Consider the following 18,312-nt stretch of genomic DNA (forward strand, 5'->3'; position numbering starts at 1 on the left):
CCGGGACCCGGCGGCAGCGGCCGGCTCAGCGCAGCCGGACGGTACGCCGCACGCTCGGCCCGCGCGCGGGGTCGAGCCGGACCGTGGCCCGGCCGGCCGCGGCGAGCGCCCGGCGACCGGCCCGGTCGAGGGTGACGGTCGCGGGCGACGTACGCCCGGGGCGCAGGGCGACGCGGGCGCGGCCGAGGACCCGACCGCCGGCGGAGACGACGAGCCGGGCGGTGCCGGGCATCGAGGAGACCACCCGGAGCCGGACGCCCTTCGCAGCCAGGACGGCCTGCGGGGCGAGCGCCGCGGTGCCCGCGCCGGGGGTGACGGTGACGACCGAGGTGGCGGTGTCGTTGGTGCGGTTGACGTCGTCACCGGTGGTCGTGACGGTGGCGGTGTTGGTCACCACGACCGGCTGGTCGTGGCCTCGGACCTCCTCCCCGGGCCGGTCACCCAGGCACTCCAGGTCGAGCACGGCCGACAGGGGCGCACCGGTGGTGTTGAGCAGCCGGAACGCGCGGGTCTTCAGTCGCGGGTCGTTGCCGAGGTGGACGACGCCGGGCGGCAGCGACCAGGTCGCGACGATGCCCTTCGCGTCGTCGGCGCAGGTCACCTGCTCCTCGACGACCGCGCCGGGCGGCACGGTGACGGTCCGGACGACGTGGGCCAGGCGCAGGTCGTGGGTGTGGCCCTGGGCGGCCGCGACCTCGCGCCGCAGGCACCGCAGCGACAGGGCCGCGGTCGCGGGGTCGGTGACGTCGAAGGTGAACCGCCAGCCGGCCCTCCCCTCGGGCTCCGAGCCGCTCCAGCGGGCGGCTCCGCCGGCGAGGGCGAAGCCCGGCGCGACCGGCGCGGTGCCGACCGGGCAGGTCAGCACGGCGCTGTGCCGCCCCGCGGCCCACGACGGCGTCGCGGTGACGGCGACGGGGTCGAGGGAGAGGGCGTGCCGGTGCCCGTCGGTGACCTCGGTGCTGCCCGGCAGGCAGACGAGGAACAGCTTGGCCTGGGCGCGCCCGGTGGCCTCGTTGCGCACGACCGCCTTCCACGTCCCGGGGCCGGTGGCCTCCGAGCGCAGCACCCGCACGTCGGTGAGGTCGCCGGTGCCCTGGTCGACGTGGTCCACGCGGACCTGCCCGTCGCTGACCAGGGCGTCCGGCGCGGCGCAGGACGCGGTGACCGTGCGGAGCTCGCCGGCCTCGAGGTCGACGTGCTGCTCCTGCTTGGTCGGCGTCAGCTCGTGCAGCAGCCAGCGGTTCGCGGGCGCGCCCGCGCCGGCCACCGGGTCGACGACGACGACGAGGGCGTACGACGCGCTCGCGCCGGGCGCCAGGGTCCCGGCGGCGCAGGTCACCGTCCGCCCGGCGAGGGTGCAGCCGGCGGGCAGCGCGCCGGGGGTCACCCCGGCGGGGAGGACGTCGGTGACGACGGTGCCGGGCGCGGGTGCCGTGCCGACGTTGGTCGCCGTGAGCGTCCAGGTCAGGGTCGACCCGCCGACCGGCGTCGCGGTCGAGGCGGTCTTGGTGACGGTCACGTCCGGGCGGGCCGGCGGCTGGACCGGAGGCGCGGTCGGCGTCCCCGGCAGGCAGACCCTCGCCGGGAGGAACGCCACGTGCGTCTCGTTGTGGGACTCGAACGACGCGGCCACCACCTGGCCGATGATGACGTTCCTGGCGTGCACGGCCGCGCGGGGCGCCAGGACGTGGCCGCCGAGGTCGGAGCCGAAGCGGAACGCGACGGAGGTCGCCTCGGGGAAGTTCCAGATCACCGGGCCGCGCGCCTGCACGCCCGCGGTGCTCGGCTGGACCCCGGGCGTGAGGTTGTTCTTCACCTCCTCGGGCGTCGTGACCGTGGTCCCGCGGACGTTGACGACCAGCGCCGAGCCCGCCGGCACGTCGTAGGTGATGGTCTTGGCCGTGCTCAGCAGGGCCTGGGGCAGGGACACGACGTTCAGGCGCGGGTCGTCGCCGCGCAGGACGAGGATCCGGTTCTGCACGTCGCTCTGCTCGACGACGGCGCCGGTGTCCGCGGCCGCCCCGAGCGAGGTCGACAGCGCCCGGAGGTGCGCGAAGCCCGCGACGAAGTCGACCGGGTTCTGCGGCAGCAGGCCGCCGCCGCTGTTGAAGTCGATCTTGTGGGACGGGGCCTGGCCGGGCCCGACCCAGGCGCTTCCCGCGTTGAGGCTGAAGGAGCCGGCTCTCCCCGCGACGACGAGCGCCGGGGCCGTCTTCGGCAGCCGGCCCTGCAGCCAGCCGCCGACCGGCATCCCCGAGACGGGCAGGTCCCCGCCGTACGCGATGGTCCCCTCGGACTCCTGGCCGTGGCGGACCCCGTCGCCCTCGACGAACTCGGTCCATCCGGTCGCCTCGCCGAAGGGGTTCTCCACCTCCACGCAGGCCGTGCCGGACCCCCCGGAGCCGGACCCGCCGCCACCCCCGGCGCCGCCACCCTCGGTGGCGGCCGCGCCGACGACACCGAGCGGCACCACCAACGCCGCCAGTGCTGCTCCGATGAGTCCACGAACCCCGGCACGCCTCACGACACCACTCCCCCTCGTTGCGATCCCACCGACGGTGGCAGCGGGGCGAGCGGTGGCGCAGGGTTGTGGGCCGACTGTTACCGCGACGTGGGCGGGCCGGTCCCCCGGCGTGTCAGTTCCGGCGTGTCAGTTCACGCCGCGGCTGCGCCCCTCCCAGTACGGCGCCCGCAGGTCGCGCTTGAGGATCTTGCCGGTGGGGTTGCGGGGCAGCGCCTCGATCACGTCGACGCTGCGCGGGCACTTGAAGTGGGCCAGGTGCTCGCGGCAGTAGGCGATGAGCTCCTCCTCGGTCGCCGAGGTGTCCGGCTTGAGCGCGACGACGGCCTTGACCGACTCCCCCCAGGTGTCGTCGGGGATCCCGATGATCGCGACCTCCATGACCGCCGGGTGCTCGGCGAGCACCCGCTCGACCTCGGGGCTGTAGATGTTCTCCCCGCCGCTGATGATCATGTCCTTGAGCCGGTCCTCGACGAAGAGGTAGCCGTCCTCGTCGAGCTTGCCCATGTCGCCGGTGCGGAACCAGCCGTCCTCGACGACGACCTCGGCGGTCGCCTCCGGCTTGTTCAAGAACCCCTTCATCAGCTGCGGCGTGCGCAGCCAGATCTCTCCGTGGGTGCCGACGGGGAGGTCCTCGAGCGTGCCGGGGTCGACGATGCGGATCTCCACCCCGGGCACCGCCTTGCCGGCCGAGACCAGCCGCTCGGGGTGGCCCGAGGCCTCCGCGGTCCGGTGGTCCTCGGGCATCAGGTGGGTGGCCACGCCCGCGACCTCGGTGAGCCCGTAGACCTGCATGAAGTCGGTGTCGGGCCAGGCGGCCATGGCGGCGCGCAGCAGCGGCGGCGGCATCGGGGCGGCGCCGTAGGTGTAGGTCTTCAGCGCGCCGAAGAGCTTGACGGCGTCCTCCCCCGACTGCAGCACCTGGGCGAGCACCGCGGGGACCAGGAAGGTGCGGTTGGCGCCGGCGAGGATCGCGCCGGCCAGCGACATGCCGTCGGGGTCGCGGGTCATCACGCTGGGGATGCCGTCGTGGATGCCGAAGAGCACGTACGACGACCCGCCGACGTGGAAGAGCGGCATCGCGACCATCGACTTGTCGCCGGGCTCGAAGCCCCAGCCGTCGTGGGCGTTGACGGTGTGGCTGACCATGTTGCGGTGGCTCAGCATCACGCCCTTGGGCCGCCCGGTCGTGCCGGAGGAGTACATCACCAGGCACACGTCGTCGGGCTCCACCTCGGGTGCGCGACCCACCGGCGTCGCCGCCGCGAGGAGCGCCTCCCACGCGTCGCCGTCCGCGCCGTCGGGCGTCACCTCCACGACGTGCTCGACGGCGGGCAGCCGGTCGCGGACCGCGTCGAGGGTGGGCATCAGCTCGCGGCCGACGACGAGCACCTTCGCGCCGGAGTCGTTGACGGCGTACTCGACCTCGTCGCCGGCCGAGCGCCAGTTGACGATCGCGTTGGCCGCGCCCAGCGACCCGGCGGCCAGGGACAGCTCGACGCAGGCGGGGTGGTTCTTGTCGAGGAACGCCACGACGTCCCCGCGGCCCACCCCGAGCTGCTGCAGGGCGCCGGCCGCGCGGCGTACCCGCTCGTCCCACTCCGCCCAGGTCCAGGTGCGGCCGAGGTAGGTCATCGCCTCGGCGTCGGGGGTGGTGCGCGCCCAGTGGGCGAGGCGGTCGTCGACGAAGACGGGGTCGGGTGCGGCGGTCGCGAGGTCGCTGTCGGGAGCGGTGGCGGTCATGCCCCAGGATTGTGTCTCACGTCACAACGTCGCGTCGAGCCTTTCTGCCCGGACCTCCAGGAAGGTCTCAGGAAGGTCACAGCCGCGCCGGGCATCGTGGTGCCATGACCGAGAACTACCCGAACCCCCAGACCGGAGGACACACGCCGGACCCGCACGCCACCGCCCCGCTCCACGGCCAGCCCGCCGGCCCCCCGCCGGCCGCGCCCCCGGCAGCGGGCCTCGCGACGCCCCCGGCCCCGCCGCGGCGCGGACGCAAGGGCTTCGCGGCTGCCGTGCTGGCCGGCGCGCTCGTCGTCGGCGGCGGCGCGGGCCTCGGTGGCGCGGCGGTGTGGTCGGCGTTCGACGACGAGGGCACCTCGACGTCCGCCGGCTCCGACCGCACCTCCTCGCAGGTCGTGTCCGCCTCCGACGAGGAGGCCCCGAAGGGCTCCGTCGAGCAGGTGGCCGCGAAGGTGCTGCCCTCCGTCGTGCAGATCGAGGTGAGCGGCGCCCAGGGAGCCGGCTCCGGCTCCGGCATCGTGCTCAGCTCCGACGGCGTCATCCTCACCAACAACCACGTCATCGAGGCCGCCGCGGACGGCGGCGAGATGACCGTCGCGTTCAGCGACGGCAGTCGCGCCGAGGCCGAGATCCTCGGCCGCGACCCGCTGACCGACACCGCCGTCATCAAGGCGAAGGGCGTCGACGACCTCACCCCGGCCACGATCGGCGACTCCGAGTCGCTCGACGTCGGCGAGCAGGTCGTGGCCATCGGCTCCCCCTTCGGGCTGGAGTCGACCGTCACCAGCGGCATCGTCAGCGCGCTCGACCGGCCGGTGAACGTCGGCCAGGACGACCAGAACAACTCCACCACCTACCCCGCGATCCAGACGGACGCGGCGATCAACCCCGGAAACTCCGGCGGCCCGCTGGTGAACATGAACGGCGAGGTCGTCGGCATCAACTCCTCCATCCGCACCGCCTCCAGCACCGGAGGGGAGGCCGGCTCCATCGGCCTGGGCTTCGCGATCCCGGTGGACCCGGTCCTGCCGATCGTGGACCAGATGAGCGAGGGCGAGAGGCCCACCCACGCCCGGCTCGGCATCAGCGTCAGCGACCCCGGCGCCCGCGCGGCCGCCGAGGGCCCGAGCGGCCTGCTCGGCCAGCAGCAGCCGCAGGCGGAGCAGGAGGACGACGCCCCGGCCGTCATCGGCGCCGAGGTCGTCGAGCTCGGCGAGGACTCGACCGCGGGCGAGGCCGGCATCAAGGCCGGTGACGTCATCACCGCGATCGACGACACGCGGATCAACAGCGCGGACTCGCTCGTCGCGACGATCCGCTCCTACCGCCCCGGCGACGAGGTCAGCGTGACCTTCCTCCGCGACGGCCAGGAGCAGACCGTCACCCTGGAGCTCGCCTCCGACTGAGTGGTCCCACTCGGTCCCACTCGGTCCCAGGCGAACGCCGGCGGCCCGGCCGGGGCGTCCGAGGTGGCTAGAGCCGCTTCTGGAACTCCCCGAGCCGGGCTACCGGCTCGAAGCCGAGGAGGTCGTTGACCGCGACCATGTGGTCGTTCACCTCGGCGTTGTAGGTGAGCAGGTGGGTGAGGTCAGGGCGCCCGGCCTGCAGCAGTCGCAGGTTGGCGACCTTGACCGCGAGCCCGAGCCGGTGCCCCCGGTGGGCACGCCGCACGAGCGTGCCCCACTGGTAGGCCCGGCCGGGCTCGTGCACCGTGGTGACCAGGTCGGTGTAGGCGGCGACCGTGCCGTCCGGCGCGAGCGCGACGGTGTTGTACTTCCGCCGGCCCTGGCGGGCCAGCACGGCCTCGTGCTCACGGACCGCCACCGGGTCCGGCCGCTCCGGCTCGAGCGCCAGCTCGCCAACGGGCGCCTCGGTCGTCAGCGACGCGGTCACCTCCGCCCAGCCGTCGAGCAGCTCGTCGGGGACCGGTCCCGCCCAGGACCGCAGGGTGTACGCCGCGTGGTGCGGCGCCGCCTCGGCCGCCAGCCGGTCGAGCAGCCCGGCGGCCACCGGCAGCCGCAGCCGCCGCTGCACGTCGCCGAGCCCGAGGGCGTAGCCGCGGGCGCGGGCGAACTCCGGGCCGCACTCCCCCGCGCCGGCCGGCCCGGCGGCGTACGCGTAGTGCGCCTCGGCGAGCAGGATCGACCGCCCGCGCTCCCGGGCGACCTGCTCGAGGTGCGCCAGCACCCGGGTGCCGTGCCCGCGGCGGCGGTGCGCGGGGAGCACGTGGACGCTCAGGTCGGCGCGGTCGAGGTTGTCGTGCCGCGGCGTCCGCATCCAGCCGGCGGCCACCACGAACGCATCGGGCTCCGTGCCGAGCAGGCCGTTCCACGCATCGATGCGGTAGCCGGAGGCCGGCGCCTGCATCAGCGCGCGGACCTCCTCCAGCTGCCAGACGGTGGCGGTGTCCTCGTAGCCGTGCGCCTCGGCCACGGCGTACGTCGCGTGCCAGGCCTCGAGCGCGGCGTCGTCGAACGGGTCGACCGCGACGATCCGCAGGTCGGTGCCGCTCGTGCTCATCGCGCCCGGGCCACCCGTCCCTCGTCCCAGACCGGGCCCTCGGACTCATAGACCTCGCCGTCGGCGCCGTAGACGAGGAACCGGTCGAAGCCGCGGGCGAACCACCGGTCGTGGGTCACCGCCAGCACCGTGCCCTCGAAGGCCGCCAGGCCCTCCTCGAGCGCCTCGGCGCTCTGCACGTCGAGGTTGTCGGTCGGCTCGTCGAGCAGCAGCAGGGTCGCACCGGAGAGCTCGAGCAGCAGGATCTGGAAGCGCGCCTGCTGCCCGCCGCTGAGCGACTCGAAGGTCTGCTCGCCGGCGTGCGCGAGCTCGTAGCGGTCGAGCACGCGCGCGGCCTGCTCGCGGCCCATCCCCTTGCGTCCGTCGGGGTGCCCGTCGCCGCGGTGCAGCACCTCGAGCAGGGTGCGGCCGACGAGCTCGGGGTGCTCGTGGGTCTGCACGAACCAGCCCGGCCGGACCCGCGCGCCGAGCCGGGCCTTGCCGGTGTGCGCGACGGGCCGGATCTCGACCTCCCCCACCGGGCGGTGCTCCACGTCGGGGTCGGTGCCGCCGGCGGCGAGCAGCCGCAGGAAGTGCGACTTGCCCGAGCCGTTGGAGCCCAGGACGGCCACCCGCTCGCCGTACCAGACCTCGAGGTCGAAGGGGCGCATCAGCCCGGTCAGCTCCAGCTGCTCGCAGACGACGGCGCGCTTGCCGGTGCGGCCGCCGGTGAGCCGCATCGAGACCTGCTGCTCGCGGGGCTGCTCGGTGGGCGGGCCGGCCTCCTCGAACTTGCGCAGCCGGGTCTGCGCGGCGCGGTACTGGCTCGACATCCCGTCGTTGTACTCCGACTTCACCTTCAGCCGCAGCACGAGCGCCTTGAGCTTGGCGTGCTCCTCGTCCCAGCGCTTGCGCATCTCCTCGAAGCGCGCGAAGCGGTCGGTGCGGGCCTGGTGGTAGGAGGCGAAGCCGCCCGGGTGGGTCCACACGGTGTTGCCCGTGCCGGGCCCGCCGGCACCGAGCTCGACAGTCACGACCCGGGTGGCGGTGTTGTCGAGCAGCTCGCGGTCGTGGCTGATCATCAGCACCGTCTTGTCCGACTCGCGGATCCGGCCCTCGAGCCAGATCTTGCCGGGGACGTCGAGGTAGTTGTCCGGCTCGTCGAGCAGCAGCACCTGGTCGGGCCCGCGCAGCAGGAACTCCAGCACCAGCCGCTTCTGCTCGCCGCCGCTGAGGGTGGACAGCTCGCGGTACTTGACCCGGTCGTAGGGCAGGCCGAGCGCGGCGGTCGTGCACACGTCCCAGGTGACCTCGACGTCGTAGCCGCCGGCGTCGGCGTACTCCCCCAGCGCGGTGGCGTAGGCCAGCTGCGTCGGCTCGTCGTCGGTCTCCATCAGCGCGACCTCGAGCCGGTCGACCTCGGCCGCCGCCGCGCGCACCCGCGGCGGGGAGACGCTCAGCAGCAGGTCGGCCACGGTGGTCGACCCGTGCGCGACCTGCTGGCGCATGATGCCGAGGCCGCCGCTGCGGGTGACGACGCCGGCGTGCGGCTGGAGGTCCCCGGTGATGATCCGCAGCAGCGTCGTCTTCCCGGCGCCGTTGGCTCCGACGAGCGCGACCTTCTGGCCCTCGCCGACGCGGAAGGACACCTCGTCGAGGAGCACCCGCCCGTCCGGCAGCTCGTAGCGCACCCCGGCGACGTCCACATGTCCCACGGGGCCGATTCTCCGCCGCCGTCGCGCCACCGAGCGACTCGTTTTACCTGCGCCGGTCGGCGGTCGGGGCCTAGCGTGCCCCGTGTGACCCGCCTCACTCGCGCCTCGCGCATCCTCGCCACCACCGCCTCCGCCTCGGCGCTCGCCCTCGGCCTGCTGGCCGCGCCGGCGCCCGCGGCACCCTCCGTGCCCGCTGCTCCCGCTGCCGACGAGGCCGCGCCCGGCCCGACGGCGTACGCCGGCGACGGGCCGTACGGCGTCGGCCAGCGCTCCATGCGGCTGCCGTCGGGGGCGCTGGTCGAGGTCTGGTACCCGACGCGGCCCGCCGACGTCGCCGGCCAGCCCGAGGGCACCTACGACGTCGTCGACTGGCTGCCGCCGGTGCTCGAGGGCTTCCTCCCCGACGGCGCGGCGGTCACCCACCCCAGCGGTGGCGTGCGCCGCGCGCCGATCGCGCGCCGCGGCTTCCCGCTGGTCGTCTTCAGCCACGGGTTCGCGGGCTTCCGCCAGCAGTCGTCGTTCCTCACCTCCGCGATCGCGTCGTGGGGGTACGTCGTGGCCGCGCCCGACCACCGCAGCCGCACGATGACCACCGTGCTCGGCGGCACGCCGGGCACCACCACCGACGTGCAGGACCTGCGCGACACGATCACCCTGGTCGGCTCCAAGTCGCGGACGAGGAAGAACTGGCTGCACAAGCGCGTCGACATGACCCGCGTCGCCGCCGTCGGCCACTCCGCCGGCGGCCGCGCGGTGGAGAACCTCGCCGTCGCCGACCCCCGCGTCGACACCTGGGTCGGCATGGCCGGCGCCGCGACCGGCGCGCTCGACGAGGGCGCGACCGCGGTCCCGACCCAGCCGGGGGTGCTGCTCGTCGGTGGCGCGGACCAGATCGTCACCCGTGAGCGGATGGAGGCGGCGTACGCCGCGATGAGCGCGCCCAAGCGCTGGGTCGAGCTCGGCGGCGCGGGCCACCTCGCCTTCAGCGACCTGTGCGAGGTCGGCGAGGGCGAGGCCGGGCTGCTCTCGGTCGCCGACCTGCTCGGCGTCCCGATCCCGGCCAACCTCATCCGCCTCGCCTCCGACGGCTGCATCGACCCCGAGCTCGCGTCGGTCGACGCGTGGCCGGCCATCCGCCACGTCGTGGTCGCCCAGCTGCGGGCGGTCCTCGGCCCCGACCAGGCGACCCCGGCCGCCTTCGACGGGCTCGTCGAGGCCTGGCCGGGCGTGGTCACCGACAGCCGCAGCGAGTAGTCCGCCCCAGCGGCGGTCCGGGTCCCGGGCCGCCAGGCGCCGGCCAGTCGGGCGGGACCCCTCTTTAGGATGAGGTGCGTGACACAGGTCGAGGAAGCTCCCGGCAATTCCTCGACCTATCCCGGTCCGGCACCCGCCCGACGTACCCGACGGGGGCCCCGCGTCGCGGCCATGACGGCGTACGCCGTGGTGCTGGCGCTGTGGTCGCAGCTGCTGGGCGTGCCCAACGACACCGTCCAGGTCTTCCTGTGGCTGTGGCTGGCCACGATCGCCTGGAACGTGCAGGAGCCCCGGCGCCACCACCTCCAGTTCCTGCGGGACTGGTGGCCGCCGGTGCTCGGGCTGGTCATCTACTTCTACAGCCGCGGCGTCACCGACGAGCTCGGCCTGCCGGTCCACATCACCATGCCGATCCGCGTCGATGAGTGGCTCGGCGGCGGCACGACGCCGACCGAGCACCTCCAGGCGGCGTGGTGCGGCGACCCGTGCCTGCGCGACTCCGCGCCGCGCTGGTACGACGTGGCCCTCACCACCGTCTACGCCTCCCACTTCGTCACCGGGCTGACCCTCGCCGCGGTGCTGTGGATGCGCAGCCGGCCGGAGTGGGTGCGGTGGATGCGGCGCTACCTCGCGATCAACTTCGGTGCGCTGGTCGTCTACATCCTCTACCCGATGGCGCCGCCGTGGATGGCCTCGGGCGACGGCTACATGGGCGAGGTCACTCGGATCACCAGCCGCGGCTGGGCCGACCTCGGCCTCGGCCGCTTCGACCTGGTCCTCCAGGGCGTCGGCAACCCGGTCGCCGCGATGCCCTCCCTGCACGCCGGCATCGCGTTCCTCGTCGCCGGCTACGGCATCGTGCGGCTGCGGAGCCCGTGGCGCTGGGTGCTGGTGGCCTACCCGCTCGCCATGTCGCTCGCGCTCGTCTACTTCGCCGAGCACTACGTCATCGACGTGGTCGCCGGCGCGCTGCTCGCCGCCCTGGTGCTCGCCGGGTGCACCTGGTGGGAGCGCCGCCAGGACCGGGGGCCGGCGCTCCGAGCCGGGCAGTGAGCACGCGGCGTACAGCCCTCCCTGGGTCCGCCCGGGCAGGATGGCCCGCATGGACCTGAGCCTCAGCGACGAGCAGGAGGGCTTCCGCGCCCTCGCGCGCGACTTCCTCGAGCGCGAGGCCGTGCCGCACCGGGTGGAGTGGGACCGGCGCGAGGCGGTCGACCTCGCGATCATCCCGGCGATGGGCGAGATCGGCTTCTTCGGGCTGACCATCCCCGAGGAGTACGGCGGGATCGGCGGGGACTACCTGACCTACGCCCTGGCGATGGAGGAGCTCGGCCGCGCCGACTCCGCGCTGCGCGGCATCGTGTCGGTCTCCAACGGGCTGGTCGGGAAGTCGATCCTCGCCGCCGGCACCGAGGAGCAGAAGCAGGAGTGGCTGCCGCGGATCGCGTCGGGCGAGGTGCTCGGCTGCTTCGGCCTGACCGAGCCCGACATCGGCTCCGACGCCGGCAACCTGACCTCGCGGGCGGTCCGCGACGGCGACGACTACGTCATCAACGGCCGCAAGCTCTTCATCACCAACGGCACCTGGGCGCAGGTCGCGCTGATCCTCGCCCGCACCGGCGGGCCGGGGGCGCGCGGGGTCACCGCGTTCCTCGTGCCCACCGACACCCCCGGCTTCGAGGCCCGCGAGATCAAGGGCAAGCTCGGCCTGCGCGGCCAGGCCACCGCGGAGCTGTTCCTCGACGACGTACGCGTCCCGGCCTCGGCCCGCCTCGGCGAGGAGGGGCAGGGCTTCAAGATCGCGATGGCCTCCCTGGACAAGGGCCGGGTCTCGGTGGCCGCCGGGTGCGTCGGGATCATCCAGGGCTGCCTGGAGTCCTCGGTCTCCTACGCCACCACGCGCACGCAGTTCGGCAAGCCCATCGCCGCCTTCCAGCTGGTCCAGGACATGATCGCCGACATCTCCCTCGACGCCGACGCCGCGCGGCTGCTGGTGTGGCGCTGCGCGGACCTGATCGACCGCGGCCTGCCCTTCCGGATGCCCGCCGCCAAGGCCAAGCTGTTCGCCTCCGAGGCCGCGGTCCGCGCCGCGAACAACGCGATCCAGGTGCACGGCGGGTCCGGGTACGTCGATGAGTACCCAGCCCAGAAGTACCTCCGCGACGCCCGCGTCATGACGCTCTACGAGGGCACCAGCCAGGTGCAGAAGCTGCTCATCGGGCGCGCCGAGACCGGCATCAGCGCCTTCGTCTGACCCACCACCCGCACCCCTTCCAGGAGGCCCTTCGTGGCGATCGACCCACAGATCGACGGACTGCTCCAGCTCATGGCCGGCTCCGGCCACCCGCCGATGTGGCAGCAGAGCCCCGAGGACGCCCGGCGCGGCTTCCGGGTGCTCACCGTCGACCTGCGCGACCCGGCGTTCGTCCCTGAGGTCGCCGCCGTCGAGGACGTCACCGTCCCCGGCGCCGCGGGGCCGCTGGCCGCCCGGATCTACCGGCCGTCGGCCGGCTCGGCCGGCTCGGCCCCGCTGCCGACCGTCGCGTTCTTCCACGGCGGCGGCTTCGTCATCGGCGACCTCGACACCCACGACCTGACCTGCCGGACCATCGCCACCCTGTGTGAGGCCGTCGTCGTCTCGGTCGACTACCGGCTCGCCCCCGAGCACCCGTTCCCGGCCGCCCCCGATGACGCGCTCGCGGCGGCCCACTGGGTCGCGGACTCCCTCGCCGACCTCGGCGGCAGCGACCGGATGGGGGTCGCCGGCGACTCCGCCGGCGGCAACCTCTCCGCCGTCGTCGCCCAGGCCTTCCGCGACGAGGGCCGCCCGCTTGCCGGGCAGCTGCTGGTCTACCCGGTCACCGACATGGGCGGGTCCTACCCCTCGCACACCGAGAACGCCGAGGGGTTCTTCCTCGACACCCAGACCATGGCGTGGTTCGGCGCGCAGTACGTCGGCGACCCCTCCGCCCTGGGCGACCCGCGGCTCTCGCCGCTGCACGGGCGCCTCGACGGGCTCGCCCCCGCCGTCGTCGTCACCGCCGAGCTCGACCCGCTGCGCGACGACGGCAACGCCTACGCCCGCGCACTGGCCGAGGCCGGCGTCCGGGTCGAGCACCGGGTCTTCCCCGGGATGATCCACGGCTTCGTCGACATGGGTCGCCACTCCGCGGCCGCGCAGGCGGCCATCGAGGAGACGTGCGCGCTCTTCCGGACGGTCCTCCACGACGAGGCGGGCCGCTGAGGTGGCGGGCCTGCTCACGACCCGCGACGTCGCCCTCGCCGTCGCGCCCGGGCTGCTCAGCCTCGCGGACCCGTCCGCCCTCTCGGGGCGCGGCCTGGCGGCGTACCGGCTCGGCGTCGCGGCCACCACCGTCGCCTCCACCGTCGTCGAGCTCGACGACCCCGACCTCCACGCGCCGCCCGCCGTCCGCTGGGCCGGCGGCGTGGCCGTCGGCGCGCTGCTCTGGCGCACCATGCCGCGGTGGGAGCGCGCCGACGTCGCGCTGCACAGCTGGCTCACCGCGCACGGCGTCCCGCGTTCCCGCCTCGTCGTCGCCACCCTCTCCACCGCCGCCGTCCTCGCCCTCGCCGCCCTCGAGCGGCGCCGGCCGACCGACGACGGTCAGCCTGACCCCGGACCGGACCACGAGCCGGACTCTGAGCAGGTTCGCGACCCGGACCCGGTGGTCGGCTGACGCGTCGCCCCGCTGGGCGCGAGTCGGCGGGGCGGTCGTGTGCCTCAGGAGGCGGGTCGGCGCGTGCTCAGGCACACGACCCCGCCGGCGTTCGCGGGTCACCACGGCACCGCCTTCCCCGAGTCGGCCGGGAGCGGGGAAGGCGGGGCAGTCGCGTGCTTCAGGACGCGGAGCGGCGCGTGCTCAGGCACACGACCGCGCCTGGCCGGCCGTCCTGCTTGGCCCGCGCGTGCCCGGTAACGGGCTCGACGTGCCTGTGCCCCGCCGGCTGGGCGCTCCGGCGGGGTCGTGGGCGGTGGGGCTACGTCGGGGACGGCTCGGCAGCCGGTGATTCGGGCGGGGGTGGTTCGGGTCCGAGGTCGTGGGTGCCGTGGTGGTCGACGCGGTAGGTGAGGCCGGTGGGTCCGCGCCAGAGGTACGTGCCTGGCGCTGGTGTCTGTTGGTCCCAGCCGGCGTGGGTCTTGGCGCGGTGGTGGCGCCTGCAGAGCGGGGCGATGTTCTCGGTCGCCGTCGGTCCGCCGCGGGCATGGGGGACGACGTGGTCGTCGTCGACCCTGCTGGTCGCGTGGGCGGGGCGGGTGCACCAAGGGAACACGCAGTGCAGGTCACGCAGCCTCGTCTGCTGACTGAGTCGGTCGGGGACCTCGTAGGCCTCGACGTGGATCCGCTCGGCCAGGTCGATGACCGGCTTCACGGTGATCGAGGCCTGTCCTCGTGCAGCTCGGGTGCACCAGTCGGCGAGCTGGGTGGTGAGCACGAACCCGCGGACGTTCTCCACGCGGGTGATGTCGTCGAGGGTCCCGTCGGGGCTCTGGTGGACGTGGACCACGAGGGGCTTGGGGTCGGTGTCGAACTCGAGCTGCATCTGGCGGCGGGCCATGTCACCCAGGGCCACGGACCGGCGGGCGTCGAGGGTGTCGGTGCAGCCCAGCCGCTCCAACCGAGCCGCGCCCTTCGCCAGCGCGTCGTCGAGATCCAGCGCATCCGCCAGGTCGAGGGTCGCCCACACGTCCACGTGGCCGCCGAAGGACACCTGGCGGGACTGGACCGTCACGTGCCGGGCCTCGGCACGCTCGGTCGCGACCCGTTGGGCTTCGTCGGGGTCGAACCGGACCAGCGCCTCCTCCAGCAACCGCTCCAGTGCTGCGGGCCCGATGGTCGAGGCGACGGGTGCGAGGTGGGTGTCGACGAAGGCTGCACCCTTCTTCGGCAGGTGAAGCGTCCGCCGCGCCAGCGATCGTGCCTTCCACGCGGGCAGGTCCAGGGAGGTGACCTTGGCCCAGAGCTTGGGGAGCCGGTAGCGAAGCTCGAGGGCTTCGGCAAGGTAGGCGCGGCCGGCGTCCTCGGACTTGCCGAGCCCGGCCGCGAACTCCACGACGGCGAACTCGGTCACGAACGGCGCACCCTCACCCGCGAGGCAGACCGGCTTGTCGCCGAACCCGCGGAACACCGACCAGGTCGCGGCGTCGTCCAGCGACTCGGCCGGGTGCAACACGCACCACTGGACCGCCGCCTCAAGGAGACGAGCCTCCGCAGCGTTCACCGCCTTCTGCTCGGCCCGCGCGGACGCGAGCACATCGGCTGGAGTGTCCAGCGGGTGCTCGAGCGTCGCGATCAAGGCCATGCCTCATTCTAGTCGAACACGTGCTCGAATGGAAGAGGTCTGTTCGCACATCTTCAGAACGGGGTCGGACGCGCCAGCGCGAGGCGGCGGCCAGAGACCCGGCAGCAGACCGCGACCCACGACGTACCTGGTCCATAGCTGCCAAAACCGCGACCACCCACAGCCCGCAGGCCGAAGGTCGGCCGCCAGGGGCCTCGACACGTCGGCGCCGAGGGCGCCTCCTGCTCGACCAGCAGCGGGCCCGCAGGCCGAAGATCGCCTCACGGGGCGCCTCCTGCGCGACCAGCAGAGCGGGCCCGAAAGCCGACGAGCAAGGCCTCAGGCCGACCCACAAGCCATCAACGCCAGATCGAGCAGGAGCTTGTCGCGAGGGTCGGCGAGCGAGCGGCCGGTGAGCTGCTCGATCTGCTTGAGCCGGTAGATGACGGTGTTGCGGTGGCAGTAGAGGTCCTCGGCGGCGTGCGTGGGGGACCCGCCGTGCCGCAGCAGCGCAGCGAGGGTGTCGAGGAGCGTGCGGGACTGGGCCTCGGGAAGCGCGAGGATCGGCCCGAGCGTGCGGGCGAGGAGCAGGGGCGCGACCTGGGGGCTGCCGGCGAGGAGCACCTCGGGCAGCCGTTCGCTGACCGGGACGACGCCGCGGCCGGCGCGCGGGAGCGTCTCGGCGGCGCGGGTCGCGAGCTGGAAGGCGGTGGCGAAGCCGGCGATGCCGTCGGGCGCGGTGGCCACGCCCATCCGGCCGGCGGCGTACGGCGCGAACAGCTCGGCGATCCCCGGCTCGTCGGGCAGCGGCCCGGCCAGCAGGCCGAAGTAGATCCCGGAGCGCACGTGCCACCGCGACACGACGCCGAGCTTGTCGAGCCGGTCCTCGGCCGGGCCGAGCGAGTCGGGCGGGTCGTCGTAGAGCGCGACCACGCAGGCGACGGTGTCGTCGGGGCCGACGTCGAGCACCGTGCGGGCCTCGTCAGCGAAGTCGGGGTCGGCGCCGCGGCCCTCGAGGAGGGCGTCGAGGAAGGACTGCTGGCGCTGGAGGTCGTGGCGCTGGAGCCGCGCGGCCTCCCGGCGGTAGGCCTCGATCAGCACCGCGTTCTGCACGTCAAGGTTGGACCACACCGTGCCGCCGGCGGCGAGCAGCACCTGGTCGTCGACGACGCCGTCCGGCGCGGTCGCCGAGCGGGCGATGAGCGCCTCCCACAGCACCCGCGCGCCGAGCATGTAGGCGTTGAGCACCAGCTCCAGCGGCACCCCCTGCCGGGCCCGGCGCCGGCCGGTCTCGCGCCAGATGTCGATGGCGGTGGGGCTCCCCTGGGTCCGCCGTCCCGAGAGCACCTCGAGCCCGCGGCGGATGTGCACCCGGGTGCTCTCCCGGACGTCGACCCGCAGCTCGGGCCCCATCCGCTCGTAGAGCGACGCGTCCCGCTCGAAGAGCGCGAGCGTGATGCTGTCGGCGATCGTGTCGGCCTGGTCGAGCAGGAGCGCCCAGGCCCGCGCCGGCGCCGCGCCGGCGCTCGTCCCGGCCGGCGCCGCGGCTGCTGACTGGGCGGGGCGCATGGAGGCACGTTCGCACTCCGTGCACAAACCGCACCACCCCCCTGGGGGGTTCGGGGCGATCCGTCCAAGCGAATCTGTGCTCCGCGCCCAGTGCGCATCCTGTGCGCCGCCACCAAGGTGGTGCAGGTCACAGTCCGGGGAGCCGCCCCGGGCGGCCCGCGCCGGGAGGTCCGCTTGCCGTCGTCCACGAGCGCCGCACCACCGGCCACCAAACCCGCCGTCCCGCCGCCCACGGCGCTGGAGCTGAGCGGGATCACGGTGACCTTCGGCGGCATCACCGCCCTCTCCGAGGTCGACCTCGCGGTCGTCCCGGGGACCGTCCACGGCGTCATCGGGCCCAACGGGGCCGGCAAGACCACCCTGTTCAACGTCGCGTGCGGCTTCGTCGTCCCCGACGCGGGCACCATCAGCCGCGCGGGCGACCGGCTCGAGCGGCTCCACCCCCACGACCTCGCCGGCCTCGGCATGGCCCGCACGCTCCAGGGCCTGGGCCTCTTCGACCGGGTCACGGTCCTCGAGAACGTCGTCGTCGGCGCCGACCGGCACGCCCGGACCGGCTTCCTCGGCTCGCTGCTCGGCCTGCCCGGCGCGGCCCGCGAGGAGCGGGCGCTGCGGGAGCGGGCGATGGAGGTCCTGGACCGCCTCGGGATCGGGGCGTACGCCGCCCGCTATCCCGGCAGCCTCCCCTACCCGGTCCGCAAGCGGGTCGCGCTGGCCCGCGCGCTCGCGGCCGAGCCCGACCTGCTGCTGCTCGACGAGCCGGCCAGCGGGCTCGGCGCGGCCGACATGGACGAGCTGGGCGACCTGGTGCGCGGGCTGGCCGCCGAGCGGGCGATCTCGGTGATGCTCGTCGAGCACCACATGGACCTGGTCATGCGGGTCTGCGACGAGATCACCGTCCTCGACTTCGGCCGGCGCATCGCGCACGGCCCGCCCGACCTGGTCCGCAACGACCCGGCCGTCCTGGCGGCGTACCTCGGCGAGGAGGTCGACTGATGCTCACCGTCACCGACCTCTGCGCCGGCTACGGGCCGGTCCGCGCGCTCGAGGGGGTCTCCTTCACCGCCGACCGCGGCCGGGTCACCGCCGTCCTGGGCGCCAACGGCGCCGGCAAGACCACCCTGCTGCGCACCGTCTCCGGCCTGCACCGCGCCGACCGCGGCAGCGTGGAGCTCGACGGGAAGCCGCTGGACCGGGTCGCCGCCGAGCGGATGCCGGCCCTCGGGCTCGCGCACGTGCCGGAGGGCCGCGGGGTGATCACCGAGCTGACCGTCGAGGAGAACCTCCGCCTCGGCGGGCTGGGCCGCGCCGGCAGCGTCGACGCGGCCGACCTCGACCGGGTCTACACGCTCTTCCCGGTGCTCGCCGACCGGCGGGCCGCCGTGGCCCACGTCCTCTCCGGCGGCGAGCGGCAGATGCTCGTGATCGCCCGCGCGCTGATGGCGCGGCCCACGATGCTGCTGCTCGACGAGCCCTCGCTGGGGCTCGCACCGCGCATCGTCGCGCAGATCTTCGAGCTGCTGCGCGGCCTGGTGGAGTCGGAGTCGCTCAGCGTCCTGCTGGTGGAGCAGAACGCCCGCAGCGCGCTCTCCATCGCCCACCGCGGCGTCGTGCTCAACCTCGGCCGGGTCGTCGCCGACGACGCCGCCGAGGTGCTCGCCGCCGACGACCAGCTCCGCCACGCCTACCTCGGATTCTGAGCGGGAG

14 protein-coding genes are annotated in these 18,312 nt (G+C 74.4%); 8 read left to right on the plus strand and 6 right to left on the minus strand.

Annotation, left to right across the window (positions count from 1 at the left end; genetic code table 11):
• Positions 1 to 25: 25 nt before the first annotated feature.
• Both HPC71_RS17255 and HPC71_RS17260 read right to left on the minus strand, forming a co-directional pair.
• Positions 26 to 2,524 (minus strand): collagen-binding domain-containing protein, encoded by a 2,499-nt coding sequence (locus tag HPC71_RS17255; RefSeq protein WP_154615580.1) that lies wholly within the window; start codon positions 2,522 to 2,524, stop codon positions 26 to 28.
• Between the two features lie 126 nt (positions 2,525 to 2,650).
• Positions 2,651 to 4,264 carry a long-chain-fatty-acid--CoA ligase gene (locus HPC71_RS17260; protein ID WP_154615578.1) on the minus strand — a complete coding sequence of 538 codons (1,614 nt, stop codon included), beginning with the start codon at positions 4,262 to 4,264 and terminating at the stop codon, positions 2,651 to 2,653.
• 104 nt (positions 4,265 to 4,368) lie between these two features.
• On the opposite strand from HPC71_RS17260, the gene HPC71_RS17265 reads away from it, so the two are divergent.
• Entirely contained in the window at positions 4,369 to 5,673 is a 1,305-nt protein-coding gene (locus tag HPC71_RS17265; protein WP_154615575.1) for a S1C family serine protease, read from the plus strand.
• A gap of 67 nt (positions 5,674 to 5,740) precedes the next feature.
• Here the strand turns inward: HPC71_RS17265 and HPC71_RS17270 are convergent, their stop codons facing one another.
• Positions 5,741 to 6,787 carry a GNAT family N-acetyltransferase gene (locus HPC71_RS17270; RefSeq protein WP_154615573.1) on the minus strand — a complete coding sequence of 349 codons (1,047 nt, stop codon included), beginning with the start codon at positions 6,785 to 6,787 and terminating at the stop codon, positions 5,741 to 5,743.
• A complete protein-coding gene (locus HPC71_RS17275) occupies positions 6,784 to 8,481 on the minus strand; it encodes an ABC-F family ATP-binding cassette domain-containing protein (RefSeq protein ID WP_171896979.1) in 1,698 nt (565 codons plus the stop codon). Before HPC71_RS17275 ends, HPC71_RS17270 begins: the two co-directional genes overlap by 4 nt.
• 84 nt (positions 8,482 to 8,565) lie before the next feature.
• Between HPC71_RS17275 and HPC71_RS17280 the strand changes: the two genes are divergently transcribed.
• The 5 genes from HPC71_RS17280 (at position 8,566) to HPC71_RS17300 (ending at position 13,433) form a co-directional block, all read left to right on the plus strand.
• A complete protein-coding gene (locus tag HPC71_RS17280; protein WP_171896980.1) occupies positions 8,566 to 9,735 on the plus strand; it encodes an alpha/beta hydrolase family protein in 1,170 nt (389 codons plus the stop codon).
• Between the two features lie 171 nt (positions 9,736 to 9,906).
• Positions 9,907 to 10,788, plus strand: coding sequence for a phosphatase PAP2 family protein (locus tag HPC71_RS17285; RefSeq protein WP_171896981.1), 882 nt, complete (start codon positions 9,907 to 9,909; stop codon positions 10,786 to 10,788).
• A 49-nt stretch (positions 10,789 to 10,837) separates the two neighbouring features.
• Positions 10,838 to 11,989, plus strand: a complete 1,152-nt coding sequence (locus tag HPC71_RS17290) for an acyl-CoA dehydrogenase family protein (protein WP_154615566.1) — start codon at positions 10,838 to 10,840, stop codon at positions 11,987 to 11,989.
• 33 nt (positions 11,990 to 12,022) lie between these two features.
• Entirely contained in the window at positions 12,023 to 12,979 is a 957-nt protein-coding gene (locus tag HPC71_RS17295; protein WP_171896982.1) for an alpha/beta hydrolase, read from the plus strand.
• A 1-nt stretch (position 12,980) separates the two neighbouring features.
• The gene (locus tag HPC71_RS17300; RefSeq protein WP_154615564.1) at positions 12,981 to 13,433 is read left to right on the plus strand and encodes a hypothetical protein; all 453 of its coding nucleotides are present in this window, start codon (positions 12,981 to 12,983) and stop codon (positions 13,431 to 13,433) included.
• Between the two features lie 301 nt (positions 13,434 to 13,734).
• Here the strand turns inward: HPC71_RS17300 and HPC71_RS17305 are convergent, their stop codons facing one another.
• The gene (locus HPC71_RS17305) at positions 13,735 to 15,057 is read right to left on the minus strand and encodes an HNH endonuclease signature motif containing protein (RefSeq protein WP_154615562.1); all 1,323 of its coding nucleotides are present in this window, start codon (positions 15,055 to 15,057) and stop codon (positions 13,735 to 13,737) included.
• Positions 15,058 to 15,375: 318 nt separating this feature from the next.
• Positions 15,376 to 16,605, minus strand: a complete 1,230-nt coding sequence (locus HPC71_RS17310; RefSeq protein ID WP_154615560.1) for a PucR family transcriptional regulator — start codon at positions 16,603 to 16,605, stop codon at positions 15,376 to 15,378.
• A gap of 174 nt (positions 16,606 to 16,779) precedes the next feature.
• Between HPC71_RS17310 and HPC71_RS17315 the strand changes: the two genes are divergently transcribed.
• Both HPC71_RS17315 and HPC71_RS17320 read left to right on the plus strand, forming a co-directional pair.
• Entirely contained in the window at positions 16,780 to 17,601 is an 822-nt protein-coding gene (locus tag HPC71_RS17315; RefSeq protein ID WP_171896983.1) for an ABC transporter ATP-binding protein, read from the plus strand.
• Positions 17,601 to 18,305, plus strand: a complete 705-nt coding sequence (locus tag HPC71_RS17320) for an ABC transporter ATP-binding protein (protein ID WP_154615558.1) — start codon at positions 17,601 to 17,603, stop codon at positions 18,303 to 18,305. The genes HPC71_RS17315 and HPC71_RS17320 overlap by 1 nt, the downstream gene beginning before the upstream one ends.
• Positions 18,306 to 18,312 lie beyond the last annotated feature (7 nt).

Origin of the sequence: Nocardioides marmotae (assembly GCF_013177455.1) — a bacterium.
Taxonomy (GTDB): Bacteria; Actinomycetota; Actinomycetes; order Propionibacteriales; family Nocardioidaceae; genus Nocardioides; species Nocardioides marmotae.

What these genes read in the sequence shown, in the direction of transcription:
- HPC71_RS17285 (WP_171896981.1), top strand. Translation starts at nt 9,907, where the DNA reads ATGACGGCGTACGCCGTGGTGCTGGCGCTGTGGTCGCAGCTGCTGGGC.
- HPC71_RS17305 (WP_154615562.1), bottom strand. Translation starts at nt 15,057, where the DNA reads ATGGCCTTGATCGCGACGCTCGAGCACCCGCTGGACACTCCAGCCGAT.
- HPC71_RS17270 (WP_154615573.1), bottom strand. Translation starts at nt 6,787, where the DNA reads ATGAGCACGAGCGGCACCGACCTGCGGATCGTCGCGGTCGACCCGTTC.
- HPC71_RS17320 (WP_154615558.1), top strand. Translation starts at nt 17,601, where the DNA reads ATGCTCACCGTCACCGACCTCTGCGCCGGCTACGGGCCGGTCCGCGCG.
- HPC71_RS17265 (WP_154615575.1), top strand. Translation starts at nt 4,369, where the DNA reads ATGACCGAGAACTACCCGAACCCCCAGACCGGAGGACACACGCCGGAC.
- HPC71_RS17260 (WP_154615578.1), bottom strand. Translation starts at nt 4,264, where the DNA reads ATGACCGCCACCGCTCCCGACAGCGACCTCGCGACCGCCGCACCCGAC.
- HPC71_RS17310 (WP_154615560.1), bottom strand. Translation starts at nt 16,605, where the DNA reads ATGCGCCCCGCCCAGTCAGCAGCCGCGGCGCCGGCCGGGACGAGCGCC.
- HPC71_RS17290 (WP_154615566.1), top strand. Translation starts at nt 10,838, where the DNA reads ATGGACCTGAGCCTCAGCGACGAGCAGGAGGGCTTCCGCGCCCTCGCG.